The following is a 16,647-nucleotide window of genomic DNA, read 5'->3' as shown; positions in this document are numbered from 1 at the left end:
CCGCCGAGACGCCGCGACCGGCGCCGCCGCCGCCCCCGGCCGCGACGACGGACGCGCCCGCGCGTCCCGCCACGCCTGCCGCGACCGCCGGTGTCGGCTTCATCGTCCAGGTCGGCGCGTTCAGCACCGCCGCGGATGCGAACGCGATGCGCGACCGCCTGCGCGGCGCGGGCATCACCGCGTTCACCGACACCGTGCAGACCGACAAGGGCCAGCTGACGCGGGTCAAGGCCGGGCCGGTGACGAGTCGCGGCGAAGCCGACCAGCTCAAGACCCGCGTGCGTGCCGCGGTCGGCATCGACGGACTCGTCCGCGCCCATCCCTGACCGGCGCACGCGCCGGCGTCATTCGTCATCGGCGCGACCCTCGCGCCTCGAACCACTGGATATCGAACATGTGCGGGATCGTCGGCATCGTCGGAACCTCGGAAGTCGCAGCGGCGCTGTATGACGGCCTGACCGTCCTCCAGCATCGCGGCCAGGACGCGGCCGGCATCGCCGTCGCCAGCGGCACGGTCATGCGCGTGCACAAGGGCAACGGCCTGGTGCGCGACGTGTTCGACGCGAAGGCCATGGCGCTGCTCAACGGCCGCGTCGGCATCGGTCATTGCCGCTACCCGACCGCCGGCAGCGAAGGCCACGACGAAGCGCAGCCGTTCTACGTCAACTCGCCCTACGGAATCGCGCTCGCGCACAACGGCAACCTGGTCAACACCGACCAGCTGCGCCAGCAGGTGTTCGAGACCGACCGCCGCAACGTCAATACCGAATCCGATTCCGAAGTGCTGCTCAACGTGTTCGCGCACGAGCTGGATCGCGAGAAGGCGCTGACCCCGGAAGCCGCGTTCCGCGCCGTCGAGGGCGTCAACCGCCGCGCGCGTGGCGGCTACGCCGTGGTCGCGACGGTGCTCGGCCTCGGCCTGGTCGCGTTCCGCGATCCGCACGGTATCCGTCCGCTGGTGCTGGGGCGCCGCGAGACCGACGCCGGCGTCGAGTACGCGGTCGCGTCGGAATCGGTCGCGCTCGACATCCTCGGCTTCGAACATCTGCGCGATGTCGAGCCGGGCGAGGGTATCGTCATCACCGCGCGCGGCGAGCTGCACCATCGCCAGTGCGCACCGGCGCAGCAGCATGCGCCGTGCATCTTCGAATACGTGTACTTCGCCCGTCCCGACTCGATGATCGAGAACATCTCGGTGCACAAGGCGCGCATGCGCATGGGCGTGACGCTGGGCGAGAAGATCCTGCGCGAGCGGCCCGACCACGACATCGACGTGGTGATCCCGATCCCCGACACCTCGCGCGATTCCGCGCTCGAGATCGCCAATACGCTCGGCGTGAAGTACCGCGAGGGCTTCATCAAGAACCGCTACGTCGGCCGCACCTTCATCATGCCGGGGCAGGGCGAGCGCGCGAAGTCGGTCAAGCGCAAGCTCAATCCGATCCCCCTGGAATTCCGCAACCGCGTGGTGCTGCTGGTCGACGATTCCATCGTGCGCGGCACCACCTCGAAGCAGATCGTGCAGATGGCGCGCGACGCCGGTGCCAAGAAGGTCTATCTCGCATCGGCCGCGCCGCCGGTGCGCTATCCCAACATCTACGGCATCGACATGCCGTCGGTCGACGAACTGGTCGCGCACAACCGCAGCGAGCAGGACATCGAGCAGTTCCTCGGTTGCGACTGGCTGATCTACCAGGACCTCGCCGATCTCGAATCCGCAGTGTCGGGTCCGAAATTCCCGGGCCGCGTGTTCGACAGCTCCTGCTTCAGCGGCGAATACGTGACCGGCATCGAGGCCGGCTATTTCGAGCGCCTGCAGCAGCTGCGCAGCGACGACGCGAAGAAGAAGCGCCGCGCCTGAGGGCGTGATGGCGACCACGATGCCGCCTCTGGATCTGTTCGCGGCGGCGCAGCAGTGCCTCGATGCAGCGGATCCCGCCGACAAGGTCGCGCTGACCCATCGCCACGCCGGCACGTTCGCCGCCGGCCTGTTGCCGGTGACGGACGACGCGCCACCGCCGGCGCCGATCCGCATGCCCGGCCGGCCCGCGCGACCCGCGCTGGTGCATCCGCGCGCGTTGCCGCGCCGCGGACTCGGCAGCGCCGAAGGCCGAGCGGCCTTCATCCACGCGATCGCGCATATCGAACTCAATGCGATCGACCTGGCCTGGGATGCGGTCTACCGGTTCCGCGACCTGCCGCCGGCGTTCTACGCCGACTGGGTGTCGGTCGCCGCCGACGAGGCGCGGCATTTCGTGCTGCTGCGCGACCGGCTGCGCGCGCTGGGCTTCGACTACGGCGACTTCGATGCGCACAACGGCCTGTGGGAGATGTGCGAAAAAACCGCGCACGACGGCCTGGCGCGCATGGCCCTGGTGCCGCGCGTGCTCGAGGCGCGTGGGCTCGACGTGACGCCGGGCATGATCGTCAAGCTGCGGTCGCTGGGTGACCGGGACACGGTGGCGATCCTCGAGGTGATCCTGCGCGAGGAAGTGGCGCACGTCGCCGCCGGCAGTCGCTGGTTCCGCTGGTACTGCGCGCGCGACGGCGTCGATCCGGAGCCGACGTTCCGCGCGCTGCTGGGCGATTACGCGCGCGCCGTGCTGCGGGGGCCGTTCAACCTCGACGCGCGCGCCGCGGCCGGATTCAGCGAGGAAGAGCTGGCGGCGCTGCAGACGATCGCCGACCCCCGCGCACCCGTATAGGCGCGCTTGCGCGCGGATCTGGTTTCTAGGGAGGCCGCCAGCGCGCGTCGACGGCACCGCAGCCGCCTGCCGGGACGCGCCGCGCGGCTGTGTCGGCACGCAGGCAGGCCTCGCGAGGAGACGAGCAACGCCTGCGTCGCGTCGCGGTTACAGCGCGCCGGTGAGCGCCGACAGTTCCAGCCGCCCGTCGGCGTACGCGCGCAGCACCGAACCCTGCTCGAACCAGTCGCCGAGCACGATGCGCCGGCAGGCGCGCGTCCCGACCTGCAGGTCGTGGAGCGCCGGGCGATGCGTGTGGCCGTGGATCATCGTGTCGACGCCGTAGCGCACGAACCACTCGTCGACCGTCGCCGGGGCGACATCGGTGATCGACTCCATCGTGCCCGCATCGCGCAGCGCGCCGGCGCGGGCCTGGCTGGCCGCGCGCGCCTGCCCGGCGAACGCGAGACGCGCGTCCAGCGGTTTGGCGAGCATGCCGGCCTGCCAGCGGGGATCGCGGGTCTGGGCGCGGACCGCCTGGTATTCGACGTCGCCGGTGCACAGCAGATCGCCATGGGTCAGCAGCACCGGACGACCGTAGAGCAGGATCACCGCCGGATCGGGCAGCAGCGTCATGCCGGCGCGACGCGCGTAGGCATCGCCGACCAGGAAATCGCGGTTGCCGTGCATGAAGGCGACCGGCACGCCGTGCGCGGTCAGGGCGCGCAGGCCATCGGCGACGCGGGCGCCGGCGTCGGACGGATCGTCGTCGCCGACCCAGGACTCGAACAGGTCGCCGAGGATGTACAGCGCATCGGCGTCGCGCGCCTCGCCGGCGAGAAACCCGGCGAACAGATCGGTGATCTGCGGACGCTGCGGGTCCAGGTGCAGGTCGGAGAGGAAGTAGGTCGTCATCGGGGAATTCTAGGACATCCCCCGGTGCCCCCGGCGCGTCGTCGGCGCCGCGGTTAAACTGCGCGGCTCCCCGTCTGTCTCGAGTTCCGCGCATGGCCTGCCGCACCCGTTTCGCCCCCAGTCCCACCGGCTACCTGCACATCGGCGGCGCGCGCACCGCGCTGTACTGCTGGCTGGAGGCGCGCAGGCGCGGCGGCGAGTTCGTGCTGCGCATCGAGGATACCGACCGCGAGCGCAGCACCCAGGCCGCGATCGACGCGATCCTCGAAGCGATGGAGTGGCTGGGCCTGGGCTACGACGAAGGCCCGATCTACCAGACCCATCGCCTGGACCGCTACGCCGAAGTCGCCGAGCAGCTGGTCGCGGACGGTAAGGCTTATTACGCCTACGAGTCGAAGGCCGAGCTCGACGCGATGCGCGAAGCGGCGATGACCGCGGGCGACAAGCCGCGCTACAACGGCGCGTACCGCGAGCGCAACGAGCCGAAGCGCGACGATCCGAACCGCGTGATCCGCCTGAAGAATCCGCTCGACGGCACGGTGGTCTGGGAAGACAAGGTCAAGGGCCGCATCGAGATCGCCAACAGCGAGCTCGACGATCTGGTGATCTTCCGTCCCGACGGCTACGCGACCTACAACTTCGCCGTCGTCGTCGACGATCTGGACATGGGCATCACCGATGTCGTGCGCGGCGACGACCACGTCAACAACACGCCGCGCCAGATCAACATCTACCGCGCGCTGGGCGCCGAGGTGCCGGCGTTCTCGCACCTGCCGATGATCCTCGACGAGCAGGGCGCCAAGCTGTCCAAGCGCACCGGCGCCGCCGACGTCATGCAGTACCGCGACGCCGGCTACCTGCCGCACGCGCTGCTGAACTATCTGGTGCGTCTGGGCTGGTCGCACGGCGACCAGGAGATCTTCTCGATCGCCGAGATGCAGCAGCTGTTCGATCTCAAGGACGTGAATGCCAAGGCCGCGCGCCTGGACATGGCGAAGCTCGGCTGGCTCAACCAGCAGTACCTGAAGTCGGACGAGCCGGCCGCCGTCGCCACGCATCTGGACTGGCACCTGCGCAACGACGGCTACGACCTGGCGGCGGGCCCCGCGCCGGCCGATGTCGTCATCGCATTGCGCGATCGCGTGCAGACGCTGAAGGAAATGTCGGAGCGCGCGGCGGTCTGGTACCAGCCGCTGACGACCTACGACGACAAGGCCGTCGCCAAGCACCTCAAGCCGGAATCGCGCGCGCCGCTGATCGATGTCCGCGCGCGTTTCGCCGCGCTGGCCGATTGGAACGTCGAGGCGATCGACGCGGCGTTCCGCGAGACCGTCGAGACGCTCGGGCTCGGCATGGGCAAGGTCGCACAGCCGCTGCGTGTCGCGATCACCGGCACGCAGGTCAGCCCGGACATCGGGCACACGGTGTATCTGGCGGGGCGCGATCAAGCGCTGGCCCGGATCGATGCGGCGATCGCGATGGTGCCGGACGCCGCATGACGGCGGCACGCGCGTCCGGGCCGCGACTTGAGTCGACCGTGACGCGCACCCATCATGACGGGATGCACAAGTCCACGACGGGCCACGGCCCCGCCTGCACCGATCCGCACCATCACGTCGACGATGCCGCGAGCTTCATCCGCGCGGTGGAGCGCGCGTGCACCGAGCGCGGGCTGCGGCTGACGCCGATCCGCGCCTACGTGCTGGGTCTGATCGCCAAGGCGGGCAAGCCGCTGAAGGCCTACGACCTGCTCGACCAGGTGCGCGAAGGCGACGGTCCGGGCGCGGCCGCGCCGCCGACCGTCTACCGCGCGCTGGATTTCCTGCTCGCCAACGGCTTCATCCACAAGCTGCAGTCGGTCAACGCCTTCGTCGCCTGCCACCATCCCAGCACCGCGCAGCATTCGGTGCCGTTCCTGATCTGCGACAGCTGCCACAGCGCCGTCGAACTCGAGGACGAGCAGGTCGTCGCGTCGCTCGACGAACGCGCACGCGCCCTGGGTTTCGTGCCGCAGGCGCAGACGCTGGAAGTGCACGGCCTGTGCGCGCAATGCGCGGACGCCGCCACGGCCTGAGTGTCGCGGAGCGGCAAGCCCGGTCGCGCGGCGCCTAGGCCGCTGCGATGGCGGGTTTCGGCAGCCGCGCCTCGCGGATCGGCAGGTTGGCGGCCGCGGCCAGCAGCGCCAGCGCCATGTCGGCATACCAGATCCACAGATAGGACCCGGTCTCCGCGACGACGAGGCCGCCCAGCCACGCGCCGAAGAACGCGCCGGTCTGGTGCGACAGCAGGGTCAGGCCGAACAGGGTCGCCAGGTAGCGCGGGCCGAACAGCTTGCCGACCAGGCCGGCGGTCGGTGGCACCGTCGCCAGCCAGCTCATGCCCAGACCGATCGCGAACAGGAAGAAGGTCGTGGGCGTGGGCGGCGACAGGACGTAGACGAAGATCATCAGCGCGCGGCTCGCGTAGATCGCCGTCAGCAGCCATTTCATGCGGTAGCGCTGGCCGAGCCAGCCGGCGCCGATGCTGCCGACGATGTTGAACAGGCCGATCAGCGACAGCGCCATCGCCGACACGCCCGCCGACAGGCCGCACATCGCGATCTCGGTCGGCAGGTGCGTGACCAGGAACGCGATGTGGAAGCCGCAGGTGAAGAAGCCCAGGTGCAGCAACCAGTAGCTGCGGTCGCGCAGGGCGATGCGCAGTTGCGCGCGCAGGCCGATGTCGTCGTCCGCGATTGGCAGCGCGGCCGCACCCGGCGCCGCAGGCGGCAGTTTGCGACGGCGCAGGGGCCAGGCCAGCGGCAACGTCGCCAGCGCGGTGGCCGCCATTGCCCATGCGGCGGCAGCCCAGCCGAACGCGCCGATCATCGTGGTCGCGAACGGCGCGTAGAGGAACTGCCCGAACGAACCGCCGGCATTGACCACGCCCGAGGCCATCGAGCGCTTCTCGGCGGGAATGACCCGCGCCGTGCTGCCGATCAGGATCGAGAAACTGCCGGCGCCTGCGCCCGCCGCGCTGATCAGGCCGAGCGTCAGCAGCAGGCCCCATTCGGAGGCGAAGAACGGCGCGGCCGCCATGCCGGTGACCAGCAGTACGCCGCCGAACACGAGCACGCGGCCGCTGCCGCGCTGATCGGCGATCGCGCCGAACACCGGCTGCACCGCGCCCCAGACGAACTGCCCGACCGCCAGCGCGAAACTGATCGCGGCGATGCCGAGGCCCGTGTCCGCGGCGATCGGCTGCACGAACAGGCCCAGCGACTGCCGGATGCCCATCGTGATCATCATCATCGCGGTCGCGGCCAGTACCAGCGGCCACCAGCGCGGCGTCGTCGGCGCGCTCACGGCAGCAGCTTCGCGGTCACGCGATCGAGTGTCGCGTGCAGCTGGCCGACCTCGTCGACGCCCAGCAGCGCCTCGACCTGGCGTTGCGCGTCCCGCCAGCGCGGTTCGGCGTCCGTGAGGATCGCGGACCCGGCCGGCAGCAGTGCGACGCGGCGCTGGCGCGCGTCATCGGGATCGCGCTGCAACTGCAACCAGCCCGCGGTGACGAGGTGCTTGAGGTCGCGGCTCAGGGTGCTGCGCTGCATGCCCAGCGTCGCGGCGAGTTCGCCGACGGTGCGCGCCTGGCGCTGCGCATAGCGCAGGATCGCGTACTGGTTGACGTTGAGGCCCGCGGGCGCGAGCGCCTGGTCGTAGCGCTGGCTCATCAGACGACTGAGCTTGCGCAGGCGCTGGCAGCTGCAGGCGGAGACCGGGATGACGCGTGAGGCAGGGCGGGCATCGGGCATCGGACGTCTCCGAGTCTGGATTCGGTTGTATATACACCCATCTCGCACGCCGTCCAACTGGCTTTTTTGGGTGCGCATGCTGGCGCTCGAACAGGGCATGCCGCGGCGGTCCGGTGGCGTGCCAGGAGATGACATCGCAGCGCGTGTCGGCGTCGGCGGTGCGACGAAGCTGCGTCGAGTCGAGTCGGGTTGGACCCTCACCCGCGCCCGCGCCACGCAGTACGCGAAAAAAAAGCCCCGCACCGGAATCCGGTACGGGGCGGTGACGTCGCACGTCACTGGAGAGAACGCGATCCGGTCAGCGTGGGCCGGTCAGAAGAACACCCGGATGCCGCCGGCGATGGTGCGGCCCGGCAGCGGCGCGAAGTCGCGCAGCAGCGAGGTGTGGGCACGGGCGTCCTGGTCGGTCAGGTTGCGACCGTCGAGGAAGACTTCCCACTGGGTCGCATCGATCGGGCCCATGCGATAGGCGATACCGGCATTGACCAGGGTGTAGCCGGCCGACGGCGCCTCGAACTCGGCGACGCGATCCTGCTTCATGTAGCGCACCGCGCCGACGTTGGCGCGCCAGCCGCCGAGTGCCCAGTTGAAGTCGGCGCCGTAGCGGGCCGGGGCGATCCGCGGCAGGTCGCCGCCCATCGCGATGTCGGCGTGGTAGTGATGGGCGTGGTCGCCGTGCGGGACGTCGAAATGCACTTCGCGCGTGCCGTTGCCGTCGAGCTCCGCGCGCACCACGTCGCCGAACACGCGGAAGTCGAAATCGCCCGCGTCCGATGCCACCAGATGGAACTTCGCTTCCGCTTCCGCGCCGCGGAAGGTGGCATCGCCCTGCGTCCACAGGCGCACCGGGAAGTCCTGCTCCACCACGCCGGTGTCGGCGAGGTAGGTGAAGCGCTTGAACTGCGTCTGGTACACCGCCGCCTTGAACTCGACGCGATCGGTATGCGCGTGCAGGCCGAGTTCGAGGCGCTGGCCGCGTTCGGTGTCGAGATCCGCGTCGCCGATCTCGATCGAGCGCGTGGCGATGTGCGGACCGGCCGCGAACAGCTCCTCGTTGGTCGGCGCCCGCTCGGACACGTCGGCGCCGAAGCGCAGGTCGAACACCTCCGACAGATGCCAGATCGCCGCGCCAGACAGGCTGCTGGCATCGAACGTGCGCGAGTCGCCGGTCGCCGGATCGATCTCCACACGCTCATGGCGCCCGCCGAACTCGAGCTTGAACGGCCCGAACTCCTTCTCCTGCACGACGAACAGGCCCAGCGTGTCGGTCACGCTCGGCGGTACGAAGGCTTCTTCGCCGGTCGCGCTGAAATCGACGTGGCCGACCTGGAGGCCGAACGCGCCGCGCCAGCCGTTGAATTCGTTCTGCACCGCTTCCAGGCGCGCTTCGGGCCGTCTTCCAGCTCGACGTGCTCGTAATCGTTGTAGGCCGCGCGCAGGTTCAGCGCGCTGAGGAACGGCAGTGGATCGTAGATGCCGCCCTTCAGGTCGACGCGGTTCTGCACCATGTCGATGCGCACAGAACCGTGGTCGTGGCCTTCTTCCTCGTGGTCGTGGCCCTCTTCTTCGTGATCGTGCTCGTCCCCATGGTCGTGGTCGTGGTCGCCATGGTCGTGCCCGTCCTCGCCTTCGGCATGCACGTGCGCGCCATCGGGCAGGCCGTAGTTGGTGCGGTAGGTGCTGACCGCCACGCCCAGGTTGCCGCGCTCGCCGAACCAGGTCGCGCCGACCGCGCCTGCGCGGGTGCGGAGCGAACTGTTGGGCAGCGTGCCGTAGGCGTTTTCGTCCGCATGCGCATCGTGCTCGTGCTCGTCGTGGTCCTCGTGATCGTGATCGTGGTCGTCGGGCACCTGGGCGTAGCCGGGAATGTCGAAGTCGCCGGTGTTGCGGATCAGGCCGTCGACATGCAGCACCAGGTTGTCCCCGCTGACGCCGTCGAGGCGGAACATGCCGCTGCGTTCGTCGTTGCCGCTGGCGGCGCGCAGCTCGGCGCGGCCGCTCAACGGGCGCGTCGGCACTTCGCGCGGGATGCGCCCGTCGACGACGTTGACCGCGCCGCCGATCGCGCCGCTGCCGTAGAGCAGGTTGGCAGGGCCTTTCAGCACTTCGATCTGGTCGGCGAGGAAGGGCTCGATGCTGATCGCGTGGTCGGCGCTGACCGTCGACGCGTCCATGCTGCCGATGCCGCCGGACAGCACCTGCACGCGCGGCCCTTCCTGGCCGCGGATGATCGGCCGGCCGACGCCGGTGCCGAAGAAGCCGCTCTGCACGCCGGGCAGCGACGAGATGGTGTCGCCCAGGGTGCCGGCCTTGCGATCGTCGAGCGCATCGCCATACAGGACCTCGATCGGATGGGCGAGATCCTCGGCCTGGCCGCCGAGCGGCGTCGCCGTCACTTCGATACGGTCGAGCGTCGTCGGCGCGGGATGGCCGGCGGTCTGCTGGGCCTGGGCGGCGCCGCTGGCGATCAGCAGGCCGAGCGCGACGGCAAGGCGGGTCGGGGCGGGGGCGGAGCGGCGGGAAGCGATCATTCGGATGCAGTACACTGGTGGACGGAACAGGAATGTTATAATGTTACGAGACGATCCGCACCCCCCAAAAGACATGTCCGCGACCGATTCCTCTCTCCGCCAGGCCGACCGCGTCGGTTTCGCCGCCTCGCTGCTCTGCGCCGTGCATTGCGCGCTGTTCCCGCTGCTGCTCGCGTTGCTGCCGGCGTTCGGCCTCAATCTGGGCGGCTGGATCGATATCGACCAGGCCTTCGTGGTCTTCGCGACCCTGCTGGGTGCCACCACGCTGACCCTGGGCTATCGGCGCCACCGCGCCTTCCGCGCCTGGGCACTGCTGGTGCCGGGTCTGGCCCTCGTGTGGATCGGCTCGTTCAGCCATCTGCACGACCACACGGTGACCCACGCGGTGGTCATGACCATCGGCGGCGTGCTGCTCGCCGGGGCGCATCTGTGGAACCTGCGACTGACCCACGCCAGCGCCGCACGCTGAGCCGCCCCATTCCGCCGGGCCGCGCGTGCTAAAATCCGCGGTCTGGTGCGTCCCCGAGGCGCGCCTTCGCGTTTCCGGCATTCATCAGAACCAGTATCAGGAGCACACCATGGGCAAGGGCGACCGCAAGACCCTCAAGGGCAAGCGCTACAACTCGAGCTACGGCAATTCGCGTTCGAAGGGCGTGGCCACCGTCAACGGCACCCCGACCGCACCGGTCGCGAAGAAGGCCGCGACCAAGACCGTCGCCAAGGCACCGGCGAAGAAGGCCGTGTCGAAGAAGGCCGCGTCCTGAGGGATGCAGCCCGCGCGCAGGCGCGAAGCGAGTGACGAAGAAGCCCCGCATCGCGGGGCTTTTTTCATGGGCGTCGGGTCGCCTCGCGTCCTGGCCGGGTGACGGCCCGCCGCGCTGCCGCTGGTGCGCGCCGGCGACGCGGGTACCAGGATCGAACGCACACTCCCAGGGAAGGTCGCGTCCATGTCGAACACCATCAACCGTTGCCTGCTGGTCTATGCGGGCGTGCTGACGGCCGCCGTCTCCGTGGCCTTGCTGACCGGGGCCGCCGGGTCGACGACGACCTCGTTCGAGCAGATCGACGTGCAGCGGCTGAACCTGCGCGAGCCCGACGGCACCCTGCGTTACGTGCTGTCGAGCTCGGCGCGGTTTCCCGGCGCGATCCTTGGCGATACCGAATATCCGCACCCACGTCCGCAGGCCGGCATGCTGTTCTACAACGACGAAGGCGCCGAGGTCGGCGGCTTGATCTTCGCCGGCGCCCGCGACGCGGACGGCACCGTGTCCTCGGGCGGCAGCCTGACCTTCGACCGCTACGAGCAGGACCAGATCGTGCAGATCCTGGGCCTCGACCAGGCGGGCCAGCAGGTTGCGGGCATGCAGGTCTCCGACCGCCCGGACCGCTCGATCCGCCACGACTTCGCGGAAGCGGACCGCCTCGACGCGATGCCCAACGCCGAGCGCGATGCGCTGCTGCGCGAACGCAATGCGTCCGGCTATTACGGCGCCGGGCGCCTGTTCGTCGGTCGTGCGCGCTCCGGCGATGCGGTGCTGCAGCTCAGCGATGGCGCCGGCAAGCCGCGCATGGTCCTGCGCGTGACAGAGGCTGGCGTGGCATCGCTCGATTTCCTCGACGCCGACGGCCAGGTCGTCCGCAGCCTGACGCCCGAACAGATGGCCGCGCAGCAGTAACGCAGGCGGCACTCAGACCAGGCGCCGTCCACCCGCGAACGACATCGCCAGCAGCGCGCCACCGAGCCAGTAGCCCAGCTCCGCGGGGTGCTGGACGCGCCAGCACGCGATGTCGGCGCGCTGTCCGACGGCGAGCCGGCCGCGATCGGGAAGTCCCAGCGCCTGCGCCGCATGCCGCGTCGCGCCGCGCAGCGCTTCTTCCGGCGTCAGCCGGAAATGCGTGCACGCGAGCTGCATCGCCTGGCGCACCGACAACAGCGGCGACGTGCCCGGATTGCAGTCGGTCGCGACCGCCATCGGCACGCCGTGCGCGCGGAACGCGTCGAGTGGTGGCAGCGTCGTCTCGCGCAGCACGTGGAACGCGCCCGGCAACAGCACCGCGACCGTGCCGGCCTGCGCCATCGCGGCCACCCCGGCAGGCGAGGTGTGCTCGACGTGGTCCGCCGACAGCCCGCCGAATTCCGCGACCAGCGCTGCGCCGTCGCCGTCGCTGAGCTGGTCGGCGTGCAGTTTCACCGGCAGCCCCAATGCGCGCGCCACGTCGAACACGCGCCGCGTCTGCGCGATCGTGAAGCCGATGCGCTCGGCGAACGCATCGACCGCGTCGACCAGGCCTTCGTCGCGCAACCGCGGCAGCCAGTCGCAGACCGCATCGATGTAGGCGTCGCCGCGACCGGCAAATTCCGGCGGCAACGCATGCGCGCCGAGGAACGTCGTGCGTACCGTGACCCCCAGCGTCCGCCCAATTGCGCGCGCGACCCGCAGCATCTTGCGTTCGTTGTCGAAGTCGAGGCCGTAACCGGACTTGATCTCCAGCGTGGTCGCACCGTCGAGCATCAACGCCCGTGCGCGCGGCAGCGATTCGGCGAGCAGCGCCGCTTCGTCGGCCGCGCGCACGGCGCGCACGCTCGACACGATGCCGCCGCCGCTGCGCGCGATGTCCTCGTAGCTCGCGCCCTGCAGGCGCTGCTCGAACTCGCCGGCGCGATTGCCGGCGAAGACCAGATGGGTGTGGCAATCGACGAGGCCCGGCGTCAGCAGGCCGCGCGCTTCGATGACCTGGTCGGCCAGCGTGTCCGGCGCACCGGGCAGCGCATTGCGCGGCCCGACGTAGCGCAGGATGCCGTCGCGCCAGCCCAGCGCGCCGTCTTCGACGAGGCCGTAGCCGATGTCGTCGGCGAGGGTGGCCAACGTCGGCCCGAGGATCAGTCCATCCCAGCGTTCAGTCACCACCGCCATCTCCGTCACCGCCACCTCCGTCGAATCCGTCGTGGTCGCGCAGCGTGCCGCCGAGCGCACCGTTGTCGCCCGGCGCATCGGCCGCGCTGCGCGAGGATCGGCGCGCGCGCCGCCGTCGCCAGTCCAGCGCGAGCCACAGCAGCGCGACGCCCGCCAAGGCACCGAGCACCACGATGGTGTCCGTCTGCAGCATCCGCGCCCTGTGCCCCGTTGCGACGACGCGTTAGCCTAGCGCACTCCCGTTTCGCGCCTGCCACGATGTCCGAATCCGCCACGCCTTACGTCGCACGCACGCCTGCCGGGTGGCAGCTGCCCGGCATCGCGAACCTGCATTCGCACGCGTTCCAGCGCGCGATGGCCGGCATGGCGGAACGGCAGACCGATCCCGCGGATTCGTTCTGGACCTGGCGCGAAACCATGTACCGCATGGCCGCGCGTTTCGATCCCGACACGCTGCACGCGGTCGCACGCCAGCTCTACGTGGAGATGCTCGAGGCCGGCTACACCACCGTCTGCGAGTTCCACTATCTGCATCACGCACCGGACGGCCGGCCCTATGCGACGCCGTCGGCGATGTCCGACGCGCTGATCCAGGCCGCGCGCGACACCGGCATCCGCCTGACCCTGTTGCCGGTGCTGTACATGACCGGTGGCTTCGACGGCCGGGCGCTCGGCGAGCGCCAGCGCCGCTTCGGCCACGACGTCGATGCGTATCTCGCTCTCTTCGCCGGTCTGCACGCACAACAGGATGCGCACCTGCGCGTGGGCTGCGCGCTGCACAGCCTGCGCGCGGTCCTGCCCGGCGCGATGCAGGCCGTGCTCGCCGGCCTGCCGTCCGACGCGCGCGTGCACGTGCACATCGCCGAACAGCAACCCGAGGTCGAGGACTGCGTCGCCGTGCGCGGGATGCGACCGGTCGCATGGCTGCTGGCCAATGCCGACGTCGACGCGCGCTGGACCCTGGTCCACGCCACGCATCTGGATGCGGACGAAGTCGCCGGCATCGCGCGCAGCGGCGCGACGGTCGCGATCTGCCCGACGACCGAAGCGAACCTGGGCGATGGCCTGTTCCCGCTGCGCGACTATCTGGACGCGGGCGGCCGCTGGGGCATCGGTTCCGATTCGCACATCTCCGTGTCGCCGGTCGAGGAACTGCGCTGGCTGGAATACGGCCAGCGCCTGGCGAGCCTGCGGCGCAACATCGCGGTCGGCGCGGACACGCCGAGCGTCGGCGAGACCCTGCTGGCAGGACCGGCTTCGACGCGACGGCGGACCACATCGTGCTGGATGCCGATGCGCCGCTGCTGGCAGGCGCGACCGCGAACGACGTCGTCGATCGCTGGGTGTTCAGCGGCAACCGGCCGCTGGTGCGCGAGGTGCACGTGGCCGGACGCCAGGTCGTCGCAGGCGGACGTCATGCGTTGCACGAGGCCGCCGCGGCCGATTACGCGAAGGCGATACGCACCCTGCTGACGCCCTGACCCCGGCTGCGCGGCATGGCGCGCAGCCGGGCCTGCGTCGAGGCTTCGACACGGTTGCGTTGCGAGGAAGGCAGGGTCGAAGCGCATCGCAGGAGACCGCGACGCGGCGGTCGTCGCACAGGTCCAGGATCGAGCGGCGAAGCGCCTACGCGTCCGTTCCGCGTCACGGGTCAGCCGAGTTCGCGCCGAACAGATCGTCGCGCGGCCAGGCACCTTCCAGCGCCAGCAGGAATTCCTTCGTCGGCAGGCCGCCGCCGAAGCCGGTGAGCGCGCCGCTGGCGCCGATCACGCGGTGGCAGGGCACGACGATCGACAGCGGATTGCGACCGTTCGCGGCGCCGACAGCGCGGCTGGCGGTCGGGCGACCGACCATGCGCGCGAGCTCGACGTAGCTGGCCGTGCGCCCGTAGGGAATGCGCGTCAGCGCGTCCCACACCTGCTGCTGGAACGGCGTGCCGCGCGCGGAAAGCGGCAGGTCGAAATGGCGGCGCGTGCCGGCGAAGTACGCGTCGAGTTGCTGCGCGGTCGCGTCGAGCACAGGGTGCGCGCCGTCGCGCCAGCCGTCACCACGCGTGACGGGATGCCGATGCGTGGCGAACTCGACGGCATGCAGGCCGGCGTCCGATGCGGCGAGAAACAAGGGCCCGACGGGGCTGTCGATCGTGCGGGTGAAGACGGTCGGCGGGGCAGGCGTTGTCATGGCGAGGTCCGTGGGCGCGCCTTGCGCGCGCGGGGAGGGCGGGAATCGATCGGGCGCGGCGCGGTCGTCGCGGACGCCTCGCGCCACAGATGGAACACGGCATAGCCGCGCCACGGACGCCAGGCCTCGGCATGCGCACGCAGGGCCTTGGCGGTCAGCCGGCTGCCATCGGTGGGCAGTGTCTTCTGCAGGACCAGGTCCTCGGCCGGGAACGCATCGGGATGGCCCAGCGCACGCAGCGCGATGTACTGCGCGGTCCACGGCCCGATGCCGGGCAGCGCGACCCAGCGCGCGACGATGTCATCCAGCGTGCGGGCGCGATCGAAATCCACGCGGCCGTCGAGCAGGGCCGCCGCGATGCCGCGGATCGTCGCGATGCGGCTGCCGATCAGGCCGAGGCCATCGAAGTCGGCATCGACCAGCGCCGCCGGCGTCGGGAACAGATGCGCGAACCCCTGTGCGACGAACGCGTCCGGCAGTGGGCCGCCGAACCGCTGCGACAGGCGCGCGGTCAGCGTGCGCGCGGCGGCCACGCTGACCTGCTGGCCGACGACCGCGCGCACCGCGATCTCGAAGCCGTCCCAGCCACTCGGCAGGCGCAGGCCGGGGCGTGCGCGCAGCAACGGCGCGAGCCGCGCATCCTGCGCCAGATGCGCGGTGATGGTGTCGGGATCGGCGTCGAGATCGAACATCCGGCGCACGCGCTGCACGGCGTCCTGCAGGCGCGATGGCGGGCAGCCGTGCAGCTCGAGGCGCAGCGCATGCGGCGGGGGTTCGCCGCGCGCGGCCGGCCACGCGCCGACCCGCAGCCAGCCCGGCGCATCGGCCGTGCCGATGACGCGCGTGTAGTGGTCGTCCTCGACGCGTTCGATGCCGGGCAGGGCGCGGCCGCGCAGGAAATCGAGCATGGCCGCCAGCTCGTACGGCGGCCGGTAGGCGAGGCGCAGCGTCAACCCGTCGCCGCTCGACGCACGCGGCGCCTTGCGCAGATCGCGCGGCGGCATGCGGTAGGCGTCCTGGAACACCGCGTTGAAGCGCCGCACGCTGTTGAAGCCGGCGGCCAGCGCGACCTCGGTGATCGGCAGCGCGGTCTCGGTCAGCAACTGCTTGGCGAACAGCAGGCGGCGCGTGCCGTGCACGCCGACCGGCGCGGCGCCCAGCCGGTCCACGAACAGGCGCCGCAGTTGCCGCTCGCCGAGATGCAGGCGCGCCGCCAGCGCCGACAACGGCGTCTCGACGAGCGCGCCGGCATCGATCAGCGCCAGCGCACGCGCGACGATGTCGTCGCCGCGATGCCAGCTGCCATCGGCCGGCGACAGCTCCGGGCGGCAGCGCAGGCACGGCCGGAAGCCGGCCGCTTCGGCCGCGGCGGCGCTCGCGTAGTAATCGACGTTGGCCGCCTTCGGCGCCGGCGCCGGACACACCGGCCGGCAGTAGATGCCGGTCGTGCGCACCGCGGTGAAGAACAGCCCGTCGAAGCGCGCATCGCGACTCAGGCGCGCCTGTTCGCAGACGGCGGCATCGGGCAGGGGGGCAGACGGGACCATGCGATGCAGGCTAGCACCGGCGGCGATGCAGGACTGGCCGGTTTCGGACATCGATGTCGAGCGCATCGGTGGCGCAGTCAGAGC

15 protein-coding genes and 2 pseudogenes are annotated in these 16,647 nt (G+C 70.7%); 9 read left to right on the top strand and 8 right to left on the bottom strand.

Annotation, left to right across the window (positions count from 1 at the left end; translation table 11 throughout):
* The 3 genes from CJ022_RS02330 to CJ022_RS02320 form a co-directional block, all read left to right on the top strand.
* Positions 1–326: SPOR domain-containing protein (locus tag CJ022_RS02330; RefSeq protein ID WP_199171411.1), on the top strand; the 326-nt coding region annotated here is incomplete at its 5' end.
* A 68-nt stretch (positions 327–394) separates the two neighbouring features.
* Positions 395–1,861, top strand: a complete 1,467-nt coding sequence (gene purF / locus CJ022_RS02325; RefSeq protein ID WP_101925076.1) for an amidophosphoribosyltransferase — start codon at positions 395–397, stop codon at positions 1,859–1,861.
* Between the two features lie 19 nt (positions 1,862–1,880).
* Complete coding sequence (locus CJ022_RS02320) at positions 1,881–2,705, top strand: ferritin-like domain-containing protein (RefSeq protein ID WP_101925098.1); 825 nt, start codon at positions 1,881–1,883, stop codon at positions 2,703–2,705.
* Positions 2,706–2,852: 147 nt separating this feature from the next.
* Here CJ022_RS02320 and lpxH read toward each other — a convergent pair whose 3' ends face one another.
* Positions 2,853–3,599: a UDP-2,3-diacylglucosamine diphosphatase gene (gene lpxH, locus CJ022_RS02315; RefSeq protein ID WP_101925075.1), complete on the bottom strand. Its 747-nt coding sequence runs from the start codon at positions 3,597–3,599 to the stop codon at positions 2,853–2,855.
* A 92-nt stretch (positions 3,600–3,691) separates the two neighbouring features.
* Between lpxH and gltX the strand changes: the two genes are divergently transcribed.
* Both gltX and CJ022_RS02305 read left to right on the top strand, forming a co-directional pair.
* The gene (gene gltX / locus CJ022_RS02310; RefSeq protein WP_101925074.1) at positions 3,692–5,098 is read left to right on the top strand and encodes a glutamate--tRNA ligase; all 1,407 of its coding nucleotides are present in this window, start codon (positions 3,692–3,694) and stop codon (positions 5,096–5,098) included.
* 62 nt (positions 5,099–5,160) lie between these two features.
* Positions 5,161–5,673 carry a transcriptional repressor gene (locus tag CJ022_RS02305; protein WP_101925073.1) on the top strand — a complete coding sequence of 171 codons (513 nt, stop codon included), beginning with the start codon at positions 5,161–5,163 and terminating at the stop codon, positions 5,671–5,673.
* 34 nt (positions 5,674–5,707) lie between these two features.
* Here the strand turns inward: CJ022_RS02305 and CJ022_RS02300 are convergent, their stop codons facing one another.
* The 3 genes and pseudogenes from CJ022_RS02300 to CJ022_RS02290 all read right to left on the bottom strand — a co-directional run bounded on the left by CJ022_RS02300 (position 5,708) and on the right by CJ022_RS02290 (position 9,920).
* Positions 5,708–6,943, bottom strand: coding sequence for an MFS transporter (locus tag CJ022_RS02300; RefSeq protein WP_233198561.1), 1,236 nt, complete (start codon positions 6,941–6,943; stop codon positions 5,708–5,710).
* Entirely contained in the window at positions 6,940–7,389 is a 450-nt protein-coding gene (locus tag CJ022_RS02295; RefSeq protein ID WP_101925072.1) for a MarR family winged helix-turn-helix transcriptional regulator, read from the bottom strand. The genes CJ022_RS02300 and CJ022_RS02295 overlap by 4 nt, the downstream gene beginning before the upstream one ends.
* Before the next feature lie 312 nt (positions 7,390–7,701).
* A pseudogene (locus CJ022_RS02290) lies at positions 7,702–9,920 on the bottom strand (TonB-dependent receptor).
* Between the two features lie 73 nt (positions 9,921–9,993).
* On the opposite strand from CJ022_RS02290, the gene CJ022_RS02285 reads away from it, so the two are divergent.
* The 3 genes from CJ022_RS02285 (at position 9,994) to CJ022_RS02275 (ending at position 11,596) form a co-directional block, all read left to right on the top strand.
* On the top strand, positions 9,994–10,389 hold the full coding sequence (locus CJ022_RS02285) for a MerC domain-containing protein (protein WP_101925071.1): 396 nt from the start codon (positions 9,994–9,996) through the stop codon (positions 10,387–10,389).
* A 109-nt stretch (positions 10,390–10,498) separates the two neighbouring features.
* On the top strand, positions 10,499–10,684 hold the full coding sequence (locus CJ022_RS02280) for a 30S ribosomal protein THX (protein WP_101925070.1): 186 nt from the start codon (positions 10,499–10,501) through the stop codon (positions 10,682–10,684).
* A 183-nt stretch (positions 10,685–10,867) separates the two neighbouring features.
* Positions 10,868–11,596, top strand: a complete 729-nt coding sequence (locus tag CJ022_RS02275) for a hypothetical protein (RefSeq protein WP_101925069.1) — start codon at positions 10,868–10,870, stop codon at positions 11,594–11,596.
* Positions 11,597–11,608: 12 nt separating this feature from the next.
* Here the strand turns inward: CJ022_RS02275 and hutI are convergent, their stop codons facing one another.
* Together hutI and CJ022_RS02265 are read right to left on the bottom strand one after the other, a co-directional pair.
* The gene (gene hutI / locus CJ022_RS02270; RefSeq protein ID WP_101925068.1) at positions 11,609–12,835 is read right to left on the bottom strand and encodes an imidazolonepropionase; all 1,227 of its coding nucleotides are present in this window, start codon (positions 12,833–12,835) and stop codon (positions 11,609–11,611) included.
* Positions 12,819–13,028: a hypothetical protein gene (locus tag CJ022_RS02265; RefSeq protein WP_101925067.1), complete on the bottom strand. Its 210-nt coding sequence runs from the start codon at positions 13,026–13,028 to the stop codon at positions 12,819–12,821. The genes hutI and CJ022_RS02265 overlap by 17 nt, the downstream gene beginning before the upstream one ends.
* 65 nt (positions 13,029–13,093) lie before the next feature.
* On the opposite strand from CJ022_RS02265, the pseudogene CJ022_RS02260 reads away from it, so the two are divergent.
* Positions 13,094–14,316, top strand: a pseudogene (locus tag CJ022_RS02260) (formimidoylglutamate deiminase).
* A gap of 163 nt (positions 14,317–14,479) precedes the next feature.
* Here the strand turns inward: CJ022_RS02260 and CJ022_RS02255 are convergent.
* Positions 14,480–15,016 carry a methylated-DNA--[protein]-cysteine S-methyltransferase gene (locus CJ022_RS02255; protein WP_101925096.1) on the bottom strand — a complete coding sequence of 179 codons (537 nt, stop codon included), beginning with the start codon at positions 15,014–15,016 and terminating at the stop codon, positions 14,480–14,482.
* Complete coding sequence (locus CJ022_RS02250; protein ID WP_101925095.1) at positions 15,013–16,563, bottom strand: DNA-3-methyladenine glycosylase 2 family protein; 1,551 nt, start codon at positions 16,561–16,563, stop codon at positions 15,013–15,015. The genes CJ022_RS02255 and CJ022_RS02250 overlap by 4 nt, the downstream gene beginning before the upstream one ends.
* Positions 16,564–16,647: the final 84 nt, after the last annotated feature.

Origin of the sequence: Luteimonas rhizosphaerae (assembly GCF_002849595.1) — a bacterium.
Classification (GTDB): Bacteria; Pseudomonadota; Gammaproteobacteria; order Xanthomonadales; family Xanthomonadaceae; genus Luteimonas; species Luteimonas cellulosilyticus.
This window is presented reverse-complemented; position numbering and strand designations above follow the sequence as displayed.

Coding starts and splice junctions, on each gene's coding strand:
- CJ022_RS02295 (WP_101925072.1), bottom strand. CDS start 7,389: ATGCCCGATGCCCGCCCTGCCTCACGCGTCATCCCGGTCTCCGCCTGC.
- CJ022_RS02305 (WP_101925073.1), top strand. CDS start 5,161: ATGCACAAGTCCACGACGGGCCACGGCCCCGCCTGCACCGATCCGCAC.
- gltX (WP_101925074.1), top strand. CDS start 3,692: ATGGCCTGCCGCACCCGTTTCGCCCCCAGTCCCACCGGCTACCTGCAC.
- CJ022_RS02285 (WP_101925071.1), top strand. CDS start 9,994: ATGTCCGCGACCGATTCCTCTCTCCGCCAGGCCGACCGCGTCGGTTTC.
- CJ022_RS02275 (WP_101925069.1), top strand. CDS start 10,868: ATGTCGAACACCATCAACCGTTGCCTGCTGGTCTATGCGGGCGTGCTG.
- hutI (WP_101925068.1), bottom strand. CDS start 12,835: ATGGCGGTGGTGACTGAACGCTGGGATGGACTGATCCTCGGGCCGACG.
- lpxH (WP_101925075.1), bottom strand. CDS start 3,599: ATGACGACCTACTTCCTCTCCGACCTGCACCTGGACCCGCAGCGTCCG.
- CJ022_RS02265 (WP_101925067.1), bottom strand. CDS start 13,028: ATGCTGCAGACGGACACCATCGTGGTGCTCGGTGCCTTGGCGGGCGTC.
- CJ022_RS02280 (WP_101925070.1), top strand. CDS start 10,499: ATGGGCAAGGGCGACCGCAAGACCCTCAAGGGCAAGCGCTACAACTCG.
- CJ022_RS02250 (WP_101925095.1), bottom strand. CDS start 16,563: ATGGTCCCGTCTGCCCCCCTGCCCGATGCCGCCGTCTGCGAACAGGCG.
- CJ022_RS02255 (WP_101925096.1), bottom strand. CDS start 15,016: ATGACAACGCCTGCCCCGCCGACCGTCTTCACCCGCACGATCGACAGC.
- CJ022_RS02320 (WP_101925098.1), top strand. CDS start 1,881: ATGCCGCCTCTGGATCTGTTCGCGGCGGCGCAGCAGTGCCTCGATGCA.
- purF (WP_101925076.1), top strand. CDS start 395: ATGTGCGGGATCGTCGGCATCGTCGGAACCTCGGAAGTCGCAGCGGCG.